A 17885-nucleotide genomic window follows, 5' to 3' on the forward strand; every position below is an offset into this window, starting at 1 on the left:
ACTAAAGGCACTACATACCGATGGCAACGCAAAGCGAATACGAGTTAGAAACTCAGCTGGTTAACCAGCTGGTGGGTATGCATTACGAACTGGTCAATGTCACCGACGAAACCAGTATGAAAGCCAACCTGCGCAAGCAGATTGAAATTCACAATCAGCTGGAGGCCGCCCCACTCACTGACAGTGAATTTAACCGTATTTTTCTGCATCTGACCAAAGGTAATGAAGTGATCGATCGCGCCAGAATTCTGCGCGATCGCTACCAGTTACTGCGTGATGACGGTACGGAGAAATGGCTGAGCTTTATCAATAAAGATGAATGGTGCCAGAACGAGTTTCAGGTCACCCGTCAGGTTAAGCAGTTCAACGCTGAGCAAAACACACGCAAAACGCGCTTTGACGTTACGCTGTTGATTAATGGCCTGCCACTGGTACAGATTGAGCTTAAGCGCCGTGGACTGGGCCTGAAAGAAGCCTTTAATCAGATTGACCGCTACCACCGGGATGCATTCTGGGTTGGTAGTGGTCTGTTCCAGTATGTTCAGCTGTTTATTATCAGTAATGGCGTTGATACCAAATATTACGCCAATAATCGTGCGAACCATTTCGAGCAGACCTTTTTCTGGACAGACGAGAAAAATGAACCCATTAAGTCGCTGGAGAAGTTTACCGAAGCCTTCCTGAAAGTTTGTCACATTGCAAAAATGATCACTCACTACACGGTGCTGAACGAAACCCGTAAGTGCCTGATGGTCATGCGACCCTATCAATACTACGCTTGTGAAGCGATGATCCGCCACGTTAAGGACAGTCTCCATCTACAGGGCAAGCCCCGTAATGGCTATATCTGGCATACCACAGGTAGCGGTAAAACGTTGACCAGCTTTAAGGCAAGCCAGGTGATCATGTCGATGCCCGAAGTTGATCGGGTTATTTTCGTCGTCGATCGTCGCGATCTGGATTATCAGACAGCCAAAGAGTTCAACAGCTTCGCTAAAGACAGCGTAGATACCACTAACAATACCAGTACGCTAATTAAGCAACTTAAGGCTAACAACAGTAAACTGATACTGACCACCATTCAGAAACTGAACAATGCCATTACCCATGAAGGATATAAGGCACAGCTGGAGCACCTGCGAAAAGAGCGGATTGTCTTTATCTTCGACGAATGCCACCGCAGCCAGTTCGGTGACACTCACAAGGCTATCGTAAGTTTCTTTGAAAATGCGCAACTGTTTGGCTTTACCGGGACGCCAATTTTTGCCGACAACGTCAATATTACTAATGGTATCAAACAGACCACTGAGACGTTGTTTGAAAAATGCCTGCACAAGTATGTCATTGTCGATGCTATTCGTGATGAGAACGTCTTACGTTTTGCCGTGGAGTATGTGGGGACCTATCGCCGCAAAGAGACCAGCAATGAGATCGATATCAATGTTGAGGATATCGACACCAAAGAAGTCATGGAAAGCGAGATCCGGCTGGGCAAGATAACAGACTATATTCTGGCTCACCACAACGCCAAGACCCGAAACCGCGAATTTACCGCAATGTTCTGCGTGGGATCGGTGGACATGCTGATTAAGTACTACAACCTCTTTAAAGATAAACAAACAAAGCTTCAGCAGGCCGATCCGGATTACAAGCCGCTGCGTATCGCAACAATCTTTACTTATGCCGCCAACGAAGCGGACAAAAGCGATAAGGAAGCGGTTAACGGCTTACTGGATGAAGAAGATATCAGCCTTCCTCAGGGCGGGAAAATCGATATCTCCAGCAGGGATCATCTGGACAGCTTCATCAGAGATTATAATACGCTGTATGGCACCAGCTATTCAGCTAATGATTCGCAAAGCTTTTACAATTATTACAAGAACATTGCACAACGAACCAAAGAAAAAGGGATTGATATCCTGCTGGTGGTCAATATGTTCCTCACGGGATTTGACAGCCCGGCTCTCAATACGCTTTACGTTGATAAAAACCTGCGTTACCACGGACTGATACAGGCATTCTCCCGTACCAATCGTATTCTTAATGAGAAGAAAAGCCACGGTAACATTGTCTGCTTCCGCAACCTCAAGAAAGCCACTGATGATGCCATAGCGTTATTCTCGAACAAAGACGCATCTTCAGTCGTGCTGGTTAAGCCTTTTGAGGAGTACCTGAGCGACTATCAGGCTGCTGTAGATACCCTGTTGACCCTGACACCTACAGTGGAAAGCGTGGACAGCCTCCCTGATGAAAAAGCTCAGCTTGCTTTTGTGACGGCTTTCCGTGACATGATGCGACTGAAGAATATCCTGGAGAGCTTTGCTGATTTTGATGAAGTGAGTAAGCCTTTATCGGATCAGACTCTTGCCGATTACACCAGTAAATATCTCGATATTTATGACAAGGTGAAAAAACGCACTGGCAAAGATAAAGTCTCGATTCTGGATGAGGTCGATTTTGAAGTGTCACTGATTCATCGGGATGAAATTAATGTCGGCTATATCCTGAGGCTACTGGCTGGCATCCAGGCTATGCCACCAGAAGCGCAGCAGGAGCAGAAGAAGAAGGTCATGGATATCGTTGACAGTGACGTCACGCTGCGCAGCAAACGCGAACTGATTGATAACTTCATCGAAGAAAACCTGCTGCATGTTTCGCATGATGAAGATATCACCCAAACCTTTGAAACCTACGTTGAACGTGAAAAACGTAAAGCTGTTGCAACGCTATGTGCTGAAGAAAATCTGGATGAAAGTAAAGTTGCCGCATTGCTGGATAACTACCTGTTTACAGATGTGACCCCACGCGAGGACGAGGTAGCCAGGGCCCTCACATGGACGCCCAGGATCCTTGAAAGGAAGACGGTGCTTAAACGTATCTATGATAAGGTTTGCAGCGTGATCGATACCTTTATCAACGGCATGCAGGGTTTTTAAGCGTACTATTTACTATGAGTAGTGAACAACCAGATAGATAAGGAGCCTGACGATGTCTGTGAAATGGACTAAAGCTGAGTTTTTTAAGTGCGCTTTGCAGGTAAACCCTGCGGGCTATAACAAATATCGCGGCAAAGAATCACTCAGCGAAGAGGTCTACAACCAGCAACTGCTGGAGACATGTCTTGAAGCTGGGGTTCAGGTTGTTGGTATTGCTGATCATGGTGCTGTGGATGCGGTGGACAGACTTCGTCAGCTCTTTAATGAACATGGTATTGTTGTTTTTCCTGGTTTTGAGATTTGCTCCAGCGAGAAAATTCATTTTGTTTGTTTGTTTGATGAAAATCGGACAGTGCAAGAGCTGGAACGTTATTTGAGTAATTTGGGGTATGAAGACCCCGATGACTGTATTTCACCATCAAAGCTCAGTGCTGTGCAGATCATTGAAAAAGTAGATGATCTGGACGGATTTATTTTTGCTGCGCATAGCACTCATGATAATGGTGTACTGAAATGCCGTATGAACCATGTATGGAAAGAAAAAGCATTGTTGGCGGCGCAGATTCCTGGAACGGTTGATGACTTAAAAGGGGTTGAGGATGATTTTTACCGGAAAGCCATCCTGAACAAACTCCCTGATTATCGTCGTGAGCGGCCTATTGCTATTATCAACGCAGCAGATGTTGCTCAGCCTGAAGAAATTAAAACAGCAGGAGCATCTTGCCTGATAAAAATGACCAGGCCATGTTTTTGCTCATTTAAACAGGCATTTTTAGATCCTGAATCACGGGTACGCCTGAATGCAGATAAGCCGCATAGCTATGCTTCGGCAATTGAAAATATCCGTTTTATTGGTGGGTATCTGGATGAGACCGATATTACTTTTTCCGACCATCTTAATGCTGTTATTGGTGGTCGCGGAACAGGTAAATCGACTTTGCTGGAGGCTATTCGTTTCGCCCTGGGTAAACAGCCTTTTGGTGATTCAGCACAAAAGCAGCATAGCGCAATTATTAAGAGCAACCTGGGAAATGGTGCTCTGGTCCAACTGAAGGTCCGCTCTGCTGCAATGCAGGGGCGTGCATTTACCATTAGCCGCAAATTTGGTGGGCAACCCATCGTAACGGACAATGAAGGTAATGTTTCGCCTTATTCTCCGGATGATTTACTTCCTGGGCTGGAGTTATACGGGCAGAACGAAATTTACGAAATGACTCGTGATGCGCAGAGTCGCAATCATTTAGTGGAGCGGTTTCTTGAAGGTGACCATAACCAGTTCGATGTGATTATCAACAAAGCGTTGACTCGCCTCGGAGATAGTCGCCTGACTATCCTTAATGCTCTGGAGCAAAAGGCGGAGGCAGAACTTGAAGTTGCACGGCTGCCGAAATTACTGGAGCAGGCAGAACAATTTAAACAACTTGGTCTGGATGAAAAACTCAAAATCGTTCCCTTGCTGGAAAAAGAAAAGCAGCTTAGTTCACGCCATCAGGAAGAATTGTCCAGAGTACAGGATGCTCTTCTAACATTAAAAGATAGCCTCCCCGATCTAGCTTATCTCAGCGATGCGGTGATCAATGTTCTGCCGCATCAGTCTCTTCTTATCCAACAGCGTGATGTACTCCAGCGGGTGCAGGAGCAGACGGCGATATTAGTCCAGCAACTGGATGAGGTTGTTCAGCGTTCATCAGCAGAGCTTGCTCCTTTACAAAGCGAGTTATCAGGTCTAATCGGTGCAGAAGAAGCTCAACTTGAAAAGGCTTTTAAAGATATCCCGGCCAGCCAGGGAAAAAGCGGGCGACAGATTGGTGCAGATTATCAAACGTTGTTACGCCAGATTGCTTCTATTCGTCCTAAAGCAACGGCTCTGGAGAATAGGCAAAAACAACTTGATGAGCTATACCTACAGCGAAAAAGATTACTTCTGGAGCTTATCCAGGCGCGTTCTCAACGTTCCGCTGCGTTGGCGAAATCAGTCAAACGCCTGAACAGAAAACTAGATGAAAAAGTGCGGCTCAATTTGCAGCCAGAAGGCGATCGTCAACCTCTGTTGCATTTTCTGGAGCAATGTAATCTGGAAGGGGTTGGTCCACGGCGGCTTGCTTGGGTGATGGAGCATGATTTTACACCGGAGAATCTGGTTGAGAGTATCCGGTGTGGTGAATTAGCCTTGCATAATGGTGGGTGGGGGATAACGCCGACCGTCGCGCAGGCATTGTTGCGCTTGAGTGAAAAACAGCTTCTGGAACTGGAAGCACTATCGCTACCGGATACGATGCAAATTGAGCTGAATGTAATGCATGACGGTGGCGGTGTTCTCTGGCGTCATATTGATGAACTATCTACCGGGCAACAGTGTACAGCTGTCTTGCATTTATTGTTATTGGAAAATCAAGATCCACTGATCCTCGATCAGCCAGAAGATAACTTGGATAACGCATTTATTGCAGAGCGTATAGTGACAGAGCTGCGCAAAGCGAAGCTGTCCCGGCAGTTTTTATTTGCCACTCATAACGCTAACATACCGGTTTTCGGTGATGCTGAGTGGATTGGTGTATTGAGCGTTGAAGAGGGTAAAGGACGTATTCTTCCTGAGCAACAGGGGGCTATTGATTTGCCGGAGATCCAACGCCTGGCGGCGAATATTCTCGAAGGTGGTCAAAGTGCCTTTAATCAACGCCGGGAAAAATATGGGTTTAAATAACAGAGAAGCGGGAGTCAGCCATGCTTAAAAGCGAGTTACTGGAGATTATTGCTACCTTTATCAACGGCATACAGGGTTCTGAAGCTGAAGAAAATTTGTATAATCTTCGCTGTTATCATTACAGCTTAGGTTCTGGCGAATCCAAGGTAACAGGTAACAGGACTCGGTTGTCACTAAAACAAACTAGTAAATACAAGTGATACAATGAAAAGCAGACTAAAAAATTTATACAAGCACTTGATTGAAAACCATAAGCATGAACTTAAAGGTTGGCATGATGCTTATCGTGAGTTTTATGAGCAGGTCGGGATAATTCGCGAACGTATAAAATCAGGAAAGGAATTATCTCCGAGTGATGAGATTTTCCTAAAGCAACTCCTCTTTGAAAGAAGTAATGGAATTGCTTCTCGCGGTCAGTCGGTTCTAAGCAACGAAAATTTTGACGGTTTTATTAAAAACAAGGAATTCATTGCTATATTACAACAATTCATCCTGAATCCCAACAGAGAGGAACTGAAAAAGTTTGAGTGCACATGGTCAGAACAAGGAAAGTCAAATAATCCTGTTCTTATTAATCGCGTAGCGGCAGCCTGCACGCTTGAAGTTTCCACAACTGTTGATTCCTCTAAGTTCAATCAGGTATTTAGCTGGCTTACACACGAAGGGATAATTCCTGCATACCCAGCAGAGAATGATCAGGACTGGTTTTCAAAAAACGTATTCCTGATGAAAATTATAAAAAATGAGTTCAGCGATGAACTTCGCAATAATGAAACTGATGAGTTTTATCTCAGCCAATTTGTCTGGGTTCTGTACGAGAATCTCTCTAATCCATTCAGTCTGAAAAAGCAGATCGTTAAGTACGGGCCTCCTGGAACGGGAAAGACATACCAGGCTCGTCAACAAACATCGCTTCTTTTTGATATCTGGAAAGAAGAGTTTGCGCCAAATAGCAGCCTCACACATTCAAGTCAGATTGAGTTGATTCAATTTCATCCCTCTTTTAGTTATGAAGACTTCATGGAAGGTTTGCGCCCAGTACTGGATAACGACGGTAAAGCTCAGCTGACGTTGATTAATGGTGTTTTCAAGGAATTTTGCCGGAATGCAGGAAAGTGGGAAATTGATATTGAAGGCCTCGACCTTAACAGGGATTGGGAATCAATCACGATCGGTGAACTCCGTCCATATCAAAATAAATTATCAGGTAATCATTGGCAATACATCTTCGAAATATCTGACTCTTCTAAGCTGATAGCAGATGCAGTGCCTCCGTTCTTTTTTATAATCGATGAAGTGAACCGAGCCGAGTTATCACGTGTTTTTGGTGAGCTTATGTATTGCCTGGAGTATAGAGGAATTAAAGGAAGCGTCAAAACCCAATATACTAATCTAAATAACCAACAAACAGGCATGCTACATACCGTACAAGGTTACCAATTTTTTATTCCAACAAACATCTACCTGATAGGTACGATGAATACGATTGATCGTAGTATTGAAAGTTTTGACTTTGCACTCAGGCGTAGATTTCGTTGGGAAGAAGTGACGCCAGATACGAGTCTTTTAAGATACCATCTTAGCCAGTTCTGTAAAGCTTGGATTCCTCTGGCAGATAACCTCGAACGACTGAATACCCAGATTACGAAGGAGCCTTTACTGGGGGCTGATTACCAAATTGGACATGCCTATTTAATGAATCTGAAGTATGCCAGGAGCCTTACAGTTACAGAAGTGAGATCTCGTATCTGGGATGACTGTATCCGACCTTTACTTCAAGAATACCTTCGTGGCAGCAACGAATCAGAACTCGTCGATTCTTTTGCAAAAGCATTTGGAATTTAAACCATGTGGCTATTCGATATTATAAAGGATGGTACACTGGTCGATAACCGGTCTTATTTTGTAAATAACGGAATATTTACTAATAAATCTCTGGGGGAATCAATTAGTCTTAACACTAAAACAAAAGGCCAGTGGACTAACACTAAAAATGATGAGTCTGCCATTTGGCATTTTTTAAATTCAGTTTCGCGTGATGTAGAAAATGAACTTAGTAACAATCTTGCAAATGCACTCATCCTCTTCAACGATCGAGAGTATGAACATAATACCGATGATGGTTTTATTACTATAAATGGTACTGATTCCAGAAATTTTACGTTAAACACAGGTAATCTTATTGGATTTGTAAAACGTGGCAAATATTCCCTGAAAGTTGGTTCTCGTTTTGGCGATGCCTTCCTTCGGTACATCATAGCCGATGCTGACGGTTTTCTGGAGATGGAAAATATTGGTGGCGAAAATAACACTGAAGGATATGAGTGGCTCCTGGCATATCTTTGGAACATCAAGTTGAAGAAGGCTTACCGACTGGGTATCCCTAAAACCTACATTACGAAAAAAGAACGAAATTCACGGATACGTGGGACAATCGATACAATTGACTACTTCAGAAATAATACCTCAGGAAAATATTTATGTACCTACCGCGAACATAGTTACTACAGTCCTGCAACTTCGTTGTTCATCAAAGCCTATGAGACGATTGAACATCAATCATTCTGTAAGCATACGAGGAATATCTACAATGCTTTCATCACTGCTAATCAGGGGGTGAGAAGGTCTCGTCAGGAGATCTTGAGAACTCCATATTTTACTAACCCATTTTATAATGACTATAACATACTGATAGATTTATCTAAGAAAATCATCAATCAGGAAGGTTCTGATTTTGGATGCCAACAAGAATCAAGTGCTTTCTTTTTTGATATATCGATGCTTTTCGAATATTTCATCCGGAAACTCCTAAAACGAAGTGGGATAAGGATGCTAAGTAAATTCGATCTAAATTATGAAATTCCGACCGGAGCTTTCGGAAGCTATGTGCGCAAAATTGAACCCGACCTAGTTTTTGAGAATGATGGTGGCATGTACGTTTTTGATGTGAAGTATAAAACCTTTGATCCGCAGTTTGGGGTTAAACGTGAAGATATTTTTCAACTACATACTTACATAGGGCAGTATGGGAATGGAGGCCTTATAAAAGGATGCGGTTTCATTTATCCAATATCTGAAAACAGGTGGAATGCACTTAATATGGATAAAACGCATGGGGTGATTTCTGATGAGATTCATCAGCAGGGAAAAGATATTCCTTTTCATTTGCTTTTCTTGAAAATCCCTAATAACTCTGACCCTGAATTTAACAAGAAAATGAGCGAAGAATGTCATATGTTCATTGAGAACATAAACACGAAGGTACTAAAAAATGAGGATAGATAAAAATTCAGAATTAGCTGTAAACAAAACTAAAGGAAAAGCTATAGACCTTAGAGTAAGTAATTACTTGTAATTACCTAAGATGATATTTTTTCTTTAGCTACACTTGAGAATATTCCCAATCAATTCCAAAAAAAAGAACTAGAGGTTGGATACTCGCCATTACTGGCGAGCACTTTTATTTATAATCATTTAATCAGGAAATTTGTTTACTATAAATAATGTTGTGTTTCTGTAACTCTGATTCCATATCGTTGATGCAATAAGCAATATAGTATATGCTAAAAATAAATGTATAGAATGGATTCATCTTCAATTCAAATTTAAATTCATTTAAAGCATAAGCCTGTAAAGCTGTTTTAGCTTTAAAAGCCCAAACGATAATCATTACAGTTGAAGCAACAGAAAGCAGTGTGGCAATATGATCCAACACCGTTTCACTTTCACTTACAGAATAACTTATATCAGTCAATAGCCATCCAAATCCAGTAACAATAGCCAGCCAAAGGGGATAATCCCTGGCAACAAACTCATTCTTCATGTGCTCTGTTAACTTTGGCTGGTTCAGATATAACCACATCATGGGGTAAATGCCGCCAGTTACAACAGACAGCAATACAAACTTCGTTACCTTTGTATCGATTTTAGCTTTTAACGTATTAATGTTTTCCATATGTCCATCTCCATATTTAGTAAGTTATCACCAGGAAAAGGTGAATGAGCCTTTATTTGTAATGACGACTAATTCAAGTGGTCTGCACTGAGAAAATGATTTATTAGTCGGACTGGTAAATGTATAAGACTGACCGAATCCAAGTCTTTTATTTACGTTTTCGCCTCTGTCCGCTGTAGAGATAACGCAGTTGCCACGGTTAAGCACGAGAGACTTTATTGTGACTTCATTATCAACACTGGTAATGGTATAGCGCCATACAGGAAAAGAGACCGTGCCCGCTCTGAGTTGTTCTCCATTTGCATCAACTTTTATAGGGGAGTCTGATGCAACCACCTGAAAACTTGATAATAAAAGACTTGAAATTAAAAAACATTTACGAGCTGAAGATAGTACTTTCACGATAATATCCCTTACCTTTAACGGTAATAATTGTTAATATATTGTTCAATATTATTTGCAAAGGTGTCGCCATTTAACTTGATCTCGGTATTAAACTTATTCCCTTTCCAGACCTGGATAAATGGTCCGCCACGTAAATATTCACCTATCACATATCGATACTCACCATTGGGAATAGTGACACTTTGATCACCATTTCCAGAAATACTGAACTCAACCTTTTCACGTGGAACATTAATTAAAATTTCAGGATTATCATCCTTCCCATACTCATAACGAATATTGCCGTATACGTAACACACACCAACATGTTTGCCACCCTTAGCGGTATAAGCATCAAAGATGGTTTGTTCACCGTCGCAGGAATTATCAGGATTGGCATAAACAGACATTGAGAACATGCCTACGGTTAACAGAATGGCACTACTGAGTAATTTTTTCATATAACTCCTTTAATGATAAAAACTCCTGAAATTCAAAAAATCTGAACAGGAGTCTTTACCTCCTGGTTTTATTAATCCGCTGATAACAGTTGTTTTGGAGTTTTTCACCACAACTGAAACAACTCTTGATCTATATCCCATCGGTCTCCTCTCCTTGCCAGCGACCTGCGACTAATCACTGAATAGCCTTTCCTGACCCACCACCGGTAATAACCTGATTAAAGGCAGGTTGATGTGATCTTTTCAGGAAGGTAATGAGGTGTAAAATTGTTAATACCGATCGAAATAGATAAACCGATCTGTTTTACCTATCGTTAAAAACGATCAATAAGATTGAAATGATAGTCATTGACTATTAAAATACTCAATACCGATCGGTCGTGCAGATCAAAAAGAAAAAGTATTTGAAAATATGAATGGGTTTTTACTGAGTTTTTTGGTGAGTTGATAGAAGGAAAACCAAAGCTAATTAGTCAAATGTATGTTCACAGTCACGACATTCATACTGATCGAACAGGACGCCATCAAGCGATGCTCCTGTTACCGCTCCAGTCGTCGCACCGGCGACAAATCTTCCCAGTATTGCGCCAATGACAGCCCCTGTAGCTGTTCCCACCACCGGAACAACAGAACCTATTGCTGCCCCCGTACCAGCACCACTAAGTGCTCCTGCCACTCCTCCTGCTATACCTCCTGCCTTCCTGCCAATATTTCGCTCACTTACACGGTCAGAACCACATTGCGGGCATATCGTAGTCATTTGTTATTCTCCTGATTTACGGTTGTTAAAAGCAAAAAGGCACCCTAACGTTAATGAACGGATGCCTTTTTATGAAATAACTCATGTTCAATCTAAGGGGTAATAGAGCCAGCAGTAGCACCTGTCATCTTGTCAGCATGGGGTTATTAATTTTCGCAAAATCAAACGGGCTGATAGTCTTCTCCCGGTTCGAATCCAGAAATTCCGCCCACCATTGCAGCATCAACTTGCGTTCATCCAGATGTTCCGCTTTATGGATATATGCTGCGCGTACCGAGTTACGTTCCATATGGCTCATCTGGCGCTCCACCGCATCCTTCGACCATAGCCCTGACTCAATTAACGAACTACAGGCCATTGTGCGAAAGCCGTGGCCGCAAACCTCAACTTTAGTGTCATAACCCATCACCCGTAGCGCACTGTTTACCGTGTTCTCACTCATGGGCTTACGCGGATCGTGGTCTCCAATAAAAATGAGTTCATGTTCACCGCAGAACTGTTTTATCTGCTTCAGAATCGCCAGCGCCTGCTTTGAAAGCGGCACCAGATGAGGTGTACGCATCTTTGATCCTCGCTGGGAATGTTTCACGCCGGGAATAGGCTCTCGCTCAGGCGGGATAGTCCACATTGACGTTTCAAAATCGATCTCTGACCAGCGAGCAAAACGCAGCTCACTGGAGCGAATAAAGATAAGCAGAGTGAGCTCAGTTGCCCAGCGGGTTAGCGGCCTGCCGGTATAGCCGTCTATTTTCTCAAGTAACTCAGGGATACGCTTTAATTCCAGCGCCGGGCGATGTTGTCGATTGCCAGAGGCGACGGCTCCAGCCATCTCCTGCGCTGGGTTGTAATCAATCAGCCCGCTTTGCACTGCATAACGCATGATGGCCGTGGTACGCTGTTGGAGACGAGAAGCCACCTCAAGACGTCCAGACAGTTCCACCGCTTTAATGGGTGCCAGTAAGTCACGAGTGCCCAATTCAGCAATATTGCGAGTACCAATTGCCGGGAAGATATTGTCCTCCAGGCTCTTTTTTACTCGATTAGCGTGATCTTCCGACCATTTTTGGTTAGTCGCAAGCCACTCTCTGGCAACCTTCTCGAAAGTAATAATCTCTTTCGCCTGCTCTTCTTTCACAGCACGTTTATGCTCACGAGGATCGATACCAGCAGCTACCAGCTTTCTGGCTTCTTCCCTTTTCTTCCTGGCATCCGCCAGTGAAATTTCAGGATAGACACCGAACGCCATCAAATGCTGTTTACCGCCAAAACGGAAACGAAATCGCCAATACTTGGAACCGTTAGGTTTTACAAGTAAAAACATGCCGTCACCGTCAACAAGTGAATACTCTTTCTCCTCAGGTTTCGCAGAACGAACTTTAGTATCCGTTAGGGCCATAATGGTCCTCCTTCCATTGGTATTTCGTGAGTATACAAGCAATATCGAATCGGCAAATATACTCATTAGTATACTCACAAGCTTGTTGATGTGGGTTGAGTTAGGTTGACTTCAGTTGAGGAGAGAATCGTGGAAAGCCTTGTGTGGCGCGGATTTCAGACATAAAAAAAGACCTCAGTTGAGGTCCATTTACATGCTTTTGGTGCCGAAGGCCGGACTCGAACCGGCACGTATTTCTACGGTTGATTTTGAATCAACTGCGTCTACCGATTTCGCCACTCCGGCACGGAAAGGTATGCGGAAAACGTTGTGGATTATACCTGTCGCTGGCTGCTGCGCAAGCAGCAGAGTGTGATTGCCACGCTAAGTGTTGAAAAAAACAGCGCCAGCCGCATTTTGACTAACATTCAATACGTTCCCGATACAAGCTACGTCCCCTTCCCTCTCCCACCAGCGACGTTCTTTTTCTCCGAGTCTGCTCGCAAAATCCTGCAAACGGCTCAATACGGTTTACATTTTCGCCAGTTTGTTATCAGATCCTGTTATTAGTACGCGTAATAACGCCTGTACTTTCCCAAACAGGATACCCGCAATGCGCTTCTATCAGATCGAACCGACGCTGGAGAACTACTGGCGCGGCATTATTCTTTTTGGCAAAAACGTCGCCTCCTATAAGTTCGCGCTGGCTCATGCGCTGTACGATATCCGTCGCGACGGTAGCGATCTGATACGCCTTGAGGATCTGGCTGTGCCGTTCAGCCAGCATCTGTGTCGCCATCTTAGGCACGCGCCCAAACAGATCACCTCGCCAAAAAGCCAGTATCTTAGTGCCTGTAACAGCTTCAATCGTAATGAAATAAACCAGGAGCAGCTCACCGCTGCGACAGTAAAGCTCGGCTTTAGCGTGGTGCTGGACAAGTTTCATAACGTCAATCAGGGTGAAATCGCCAAACGCTTTTTTATCGACGAGCGCAAAACGCATAAAGGCATCCGCCTGACCGACAACTTTTATTATCTGAAGGAGCGCCAGCAGTACCAGAACCTGATCCACGAAACTGACGCACGCTGGCGTCTGGTGGAGCAGGCATGGGCCATGAGCATCGCCAGCAACCTGATCGCCATAGAATACGATGCCGCCGAACAGCAGCTATTTAGCACCCTGAATACCCGACGGGTCGCTATCTCTAGCTGTCGCGACAGCCTGAACGGCTATCAGAAGGGGCGCTGCTTTTACTGCTATGCGCCGATTAGTCTTGAAACTGGGGATGAGAACCTGGCCGACGTTGACCACTTTATCCCCTGGGCGGCGCGTAGCGAGGTGGCAAATATCAATGGCGTCTGGAATCTGGTTCTCGCCTGTAAAAGCTGTAATCGCGGTGAAAAGGGCAAGTTTATGCGGGTACCGTCGGTAAAACTGCTGCGTCGCTTGCGCGACAGAAACGAATATTTTATTACCAGCCACCTCCCCTTACGTGAAACCTTAATCCGTCAGACCGGTAACACAACCGCCCGGCGCGATGACTTTCTCGCCAAAATCTGGAACACTGCTCGTATAACGCTCCTTCATGAATGGGAACCTCAGGCCGCCGGAACGGATATTTTCTGATGACAATCAATTACTACCAGCAGAACGCTGACAACTTTGTAGCTTCAACCGTGGCTGTCGATATGACCTCTCTTTACGCGCCTTTTATCGGGGCGATTAAACCGAACGGACTGATCCTGGATGCCGGATGCGGCTCCGGACGCGATGCAAAAGCCTTTGCGGATATGGGCTATCGGGTCGAGGCGTTTGATGCTTCACCAGCAATGGTTGAGCGAGCAGCGCAATTTAGCGGGCTGGCCGTGCGTCAGGCGACCTTTCAAAGCATCACGGAAAGTGCGCGTTATGATGGCATCTGGTGCTGCGCTTCGCTGTTGCACGTTCCCGCCGACGAACTCGACGGGGTGATGCGCAAACTGGCTGCGGCCCTTAAACCGGGCGGCATCTGGTACGTCTCATTCAAATACGGTTCAGGCGAGCGAGAAAAGGAGGGTCGGCGTTTTACCGATCTCGACGAAGCGGGTCTGACGGCTCTGGTCGAACAGCAGGCGGATATCCGTATCGCCAAAATGTGGCAGACAGTGGATAAGCGCCCGGAACGGAACGAAATCTGGCTCAACGCGCTGTTGCTTAAAAGCTGAATTATCAAGATAACTTCTCCTTTGCGGAGAGGTCATCTTGCGCAATCTCAACCCCCTTCCCCCCTCCTTCTGCCAAGCGTCCCCTCGCCTCATGCTCTACACTTCCTTCTTAACGATGCCAAAACTACGCCAAACCCAAGGAATCTGTCATGAGCACTATTAAAAGTTACGCCGCCAAAGAAGCGGGCGCCGATCTGTCGCTGTGGGAGTACGATGCCGGCGACCTCAAGCCGGAAGATGTCGAAGTGCAGGTGGAGTACTGCGGGATCTGTCACTCTGACCTGTCGATGATCGACAACGAATGGGGCATGTCGAGCTATCCGCTGGTCGCCGGTCACGAGGTGATTGGTCGCGTGGCGGCGCTGGGCAGCGCGGCGCAGGAGAAGGGCCTTAAAATCGGCCAGAAAGTAGGTATCGGCTGGACGGCGCGCAGCTGCGGCCACTGCGATGCCTGCATCAGCGGCAACCAGATCAACTGTCTGGAAGGCTCGGTCCCTACCATCATTAACCGCGGCGGCTTTGCCGATAAACTTCGCGCCGACTGGCAATGGGTGATCCCGCTGCCGGAAAACGTCGATATCGAATCCGCCGGGCCGATGCTCTGTGGCGGCATTACCGTCTTCAAACCGCTGCTGATGCATCACGTCACGGCCAACAGCCGCGTCGGAGTGATCGGCATTGGCGGCCTCGGCCATATCGCCATCAAGCTGCTGCACGCAATGGGCGCGGAAGTCACCGCCTTTAGCTCAAACCCAGCGAAAGAGCAGGAAGTGCTGGCAATGGGCGCCGATCGCGTCGTAAACAGCCGCGATCCTGAAGCCTTAAAAGTGCTGGCCGGGCAGTTCGACCTGATCATCAACACCGTTGCCGTCGACCTCGACTGGCAGCCGTACTTTGAAGCGCTGGCGTACGGCGGCAACTTCCACACCGTTGGCGCGGTAATGAAGCCGTTCCCGGTCCCCGCTTTCACCCTGATTGGCGGCGACCGCAGCATCTCTGGTTCGGCTACCGGCAACCCGTCCGAGCTGCGCAAGTTGATGAAATTTGCCGGACGCAGCAAAGTCGCACCGACCACCGAGCTGTTCCCGATGTCACAAATCAACGAAGCGCTGAAGCACGTTCGCGAGGGCAAAGCTCGCTACCGCGTGGTGCTGAAAGCCGACTTCTAATGATATCCGTGACAGGGGCGTGGCATGAACGCTCCTGACTCAGGACTTCACCGCCGGGCGGCCCGTCTGCCCGGTATTTCGCCCTCGGGTCATTAAACCGTCATCTCCCCGCCATCCTTTTGCAGTCAATCCTTCTCAAAATCCGGGCTTCTACAAACGCCTGAACGAGACGTCTGCCACCATGAGAAAAACTTGGCTCCCTTGGCTGATACTGTCACCTTCCCTGTTGTTTTTATTGCTGTTTACCTGGTTCCCGCTGGGGCGTTCGGTCTATGACAGCCTGTTCGATACCCGCATGGTCAGCGATGGCGGCCAGTATGTCGGGCTGGAGAACTTCAGCCGCCTGTTCGACGATAGCGTCTTCTGGCAATCTCTGGTGAATAACCTGCTTTATATCCTGCTGACGGTAGTGCCGGGCGTAACGCTGGCCCTACTGCTGGCGGTCGCCCTGACCGAGAACCACCGCATCAACCGCTGGCTGCGCACCGCCTTCTTCTTCCCGATGATTATCCCGATGGTCAGCGCCGCCGCGCTATGGCTGTTTATCTTTATGCCCGGCCTCGGCCTGCTCGATCACTATCTGGCGAAGCTGTTTGACCCGATGAACAACAACTGGCTGGGGCGCAGCAATAGCGCGCTGCTGGCTCTGTCGCTAATTGGCGTGTGGAAGTTCGCCGGTTACTACATGCTGTTTTTCCTTGCCGGACTGCAAAGCATCCCGGCGTCGACGCGCGAAGCGGCAATAATGGAAGGCGCCACCCGCACGCAGGTGTTCTTTAAAGTAACTCTGCCGCTGCTGCGCCCGACCCTGAGCTTCGTCATTACCACGGCGCTGATTTATTCCATCACCCAGATCGACCACGTGGCGGTGATGACCCGCGGCGGGCCGGATAACGCTACCACCGTACTGCTCTACTACATCCAGAATCTCGCCTGGGATACCCATGATTTAGGTAAAGCCTCCGCCGCTACCTTCCTGACGCTGGCCGGGCTGTTCGCCTTCTCGCTGATTAACCTCAAACTGCTGGAGAAAGGAGCGCACTATGAGCGCTGAAATCTCGCCGCTGGTGTTGCGTTCACAAAGCGCATCACGCCCGCTATGGCTGCGCCTGCGCCGCTCGCAGCCCTTTACGCTTACGGTATTAATGTGCTGCCTGGCGCTGCTGTGGGTGAGCCCGTTTTTATGGATGCTGGCGACCTCGTTCAGCGCCACTACCTTCGGCGAGGATATGGCCTCCCTGCTGCCCCGGTTACCGCTGACGCTGGATAACTTTCGCGATGCCTGGGCCAGCGCCGACTGGCTAAGCCTCTACGCCAACACCATTATCTTCACCTTCGGCACCTTCTTTGTGCAGCTGTTGACCATTACCACCGCCGGCTACGTCTTCGCCTGCCACGAATTTCGCGGCAAGAAGACGCTGTTCCTGATGTTCCTCGTTCAGTTGATGATCATGCCGGTGGTGATGATGGTGCCGAACATGCTGACCCTGAAAACCTTCGGCCTGCTCAATACCCTTACGGGGGTGATGATGCCCTACTTCACCTCGGCGTTCGGCGTGTTCCTGATGCGTCAGGCGTTTCTCGCCATTCCTAAAGAGCTGGAGGAGGCGGCGCTGATGGAGGGCTGTCGCTGGTGGCAGGTGCTGTTTCGCGTGCTGCTGCCGATGTCCTGGCCGTCGGTGCTGGCCTTCGCCACCGTCAGCATTACCTACCACTGGAACGAATATCTGTGGCCGCTAATGATGCTGAACGACCCGGATAAACAGGTGCTGACCGTGGGGCTGGTCTCTTTCGCCATGGGCGCAGAATCCGGCGGTCAGTGGGGCATCATCGGTGCCGGAACGCTGATGGTCTGTCTGCCACTGATGCTGGCGTTCATCCTTTTCCAGAAACAGTTCCTGCGAAGCTTCGGCTTCTCCGGGATCAAATAAGGAGT

13 protein-coding genes and 1 tRNA gene are annotated in these 17885 nt (G+C 46.8%); 9 read left to right on the plus strand and 5 right to left on the minus strand.

Going from position 1 to position 17885, the window contains the following annotated elements; all coding sequences use genetic code 11:
* Positions 1-20: 20 nt before the first annotated feature.
* From FN082_RS03760 to FN082_RS03775, 4 genes are all read left to right on the plus strand, one after another.
* Entirely contained in the window at positions 21-2936 is a 2916-nt protein-coding gene (locus FN082_RS03760; RefSeq protein WP_047935089.1) for a type I restriction endonuclease subunit R, read from the plus strand.
* A 52-nt stretch (positions 2937-2988) separates the two neighbouring features.
* Positions 2989-5640, plus strand: coding sequence for a TrlF family AAA-like ATPase (locus FN082_RS03765; RefSeq protein WP_142981176.1), 2652 nt, complete (start codon positions 2989-2991; stop codon positions 5638-5640).
* Positions 5641-5844: 204 nt separating this feature from the next.
* On the plus strand, positions 5845-7485 hold the full coding sequence (locus FN082_RS03770) for an McrB family protein (protein WP_047935091.1): 1641 nt from the start codon (positions 5845-5847) through the stop codon (positions 7483-7485).
* 3 nt (positions 7486-7488) lie between these two features.
* Positions 7489-8925, plus strand: a complete 1437-nt coding sequence (locus FN082_RS03775; protein WP_142981177.1) for a 5-methylcytosine restriction system specificity protein McrC — start codon at positions 7489-7491, stop codon at positions 8923-8925.
* Between the two features lie 193 nt (positions 8926-9118).
* On the opposite strand, the gene FN082_RS03780 is transcribed toward FN082_RS03775, so the two are convergent.
* The 5 genes from FN082_RS03780 to FN082_RS03805 all read right to left on the minus strand — a co-directional run bounded on the left by FN082_RS03780 (position 9119) and on the right by FN082_RS03805 (position 12881).
* Positions 9119-9595: a DUF4234 domain-containing protein gene (locus tag FN082_RS03780; RefSeq protein WP_142981178.1), complete on the minus strand. Its 477-nt coding sequence runs from the start codon at positions 9593-9595 to the stop codon at positions 9119-9121.
* A gap of 27 nt (positions 9596-9622) precedes the next feature.
* The gene (locus tag FN082_RS03785) at positions 9623-9997 is read right to left on the minus strand and encodes a hypothetical protein (RefSeq protein ID WP_142981179.1); all 375 of its coding nucleotides are present in this window, start codon (positions 9995-9997) and stop codon (positions 9623-9625) included.
* Positions 9998-10014: 17 nt separating this feature from the next.
* Complete coding sequence (locus tag FN082_RS03790) at positions 10015-10440, minus strand: hypothetical protein (protein WP_047935094.1); 426 nt, start codon at positions 10438-10440, stop codon at positions 10015-10017.
* A gap of 884 nt (positions 10441-11324) precedes the next feature.
* Entirely contained in the window at positions 11325-12596 is a 1272-nt protein-coding gene (locus FN082_RS03800) for a tyrosine-type recombinase/integrase (protein ID WP_142981180.1), read from the minus strand.
* A 200-nt stretch (positions 12597-12796) separates the two neighbouring features.
* Positions 12797-12881: transfer RNA gene (locus tag FN082_RS03805), tRNA-Leu, on the minus strand.
* Positions 12882-13188: 307 nt separating this feature from the next.
* Here FN082_RS03805 and FN082_RS03810 point away from each other — a divergent pair.
* The 5 genes from FN082_RS03810 (at position 13189) to FN082_RS03830 (ending at position 17880) form a co-directional block, all read left to right on the plus strand.
* A complete protein-coding gene (locus FN082_RS03810; RefSeq protein WP_142981181.1) occupies positions 13189-14202 on the plus strand; it encodes an HNH endonuclease domain-containing protein in 1014 nt (337 codons plus the stop codon).
* Positions 14202-14780, plus strand: coding sequence for a class I SAM-dependent methyltransferase (locus FN082_RS03815; protein WP_110276630.1), 579 nt, complete (start codon positions 14202-14204; stop codon positions 14778-14780). Before FN082_RS03810 ends, FN082_RS03815 begins: the two co-directional genes overlap by 1 nt.
* 149 nt (positions 14781-14929) lie before the next feature.
* Positions 14930-15949 (plus strand): NADPH-dependent aldehyde reductase Ahr, encoded by a 1020-nt coding sequence (gene ahr / locus FN082_RS03820; protein ID WP_139541040.1) that lies wholly within the window; start codon positions 14930-14932, stop codon positions 15947-15949.
* A 181-nt stretch (positions 15950-16130) separates the two neighbouring features.
* The gene (locus tag FN082_RS03825) at positions 16131-17003 is read left to right on the plus strand and encodes a carbohydrate ABC transporter permease (RefSeq protein WP_139541039.1); all 873 of its coding nucleotides are present in this window, start codon (positions 16131-16133) and stop codon (positions 17001-17003) included.
* The gene (locus FN082_RS03830; protein WP_139541038.1) at positions 16993-17880 is read left to right on the plus strand and encodes a carbohydrate ABC transporter permease; all 888 of its coding nucleotides are present in this window, start codon (positions 16993-16995) and stop codon (positions 17878-17880) included. The genes FN082_RS03825 and FN082_RS03830 overlap by 11 nt, the downstream gene beginning before the upstream one ends.
* Positions 17881-17885: the final 5 nt, after the last annotated feature.

It is taken from the genome of Klebsiella spallanzanii (assembly GCF_902158555.1).
In the GTDB taxonomy this organism is placed as follows: Bacteria; Pseudomonadota; Gammaproteobacteria; order Enterobacterales; family Enterobacteriaceae; genus Klebsiella; species Klebsiella spallanzanii.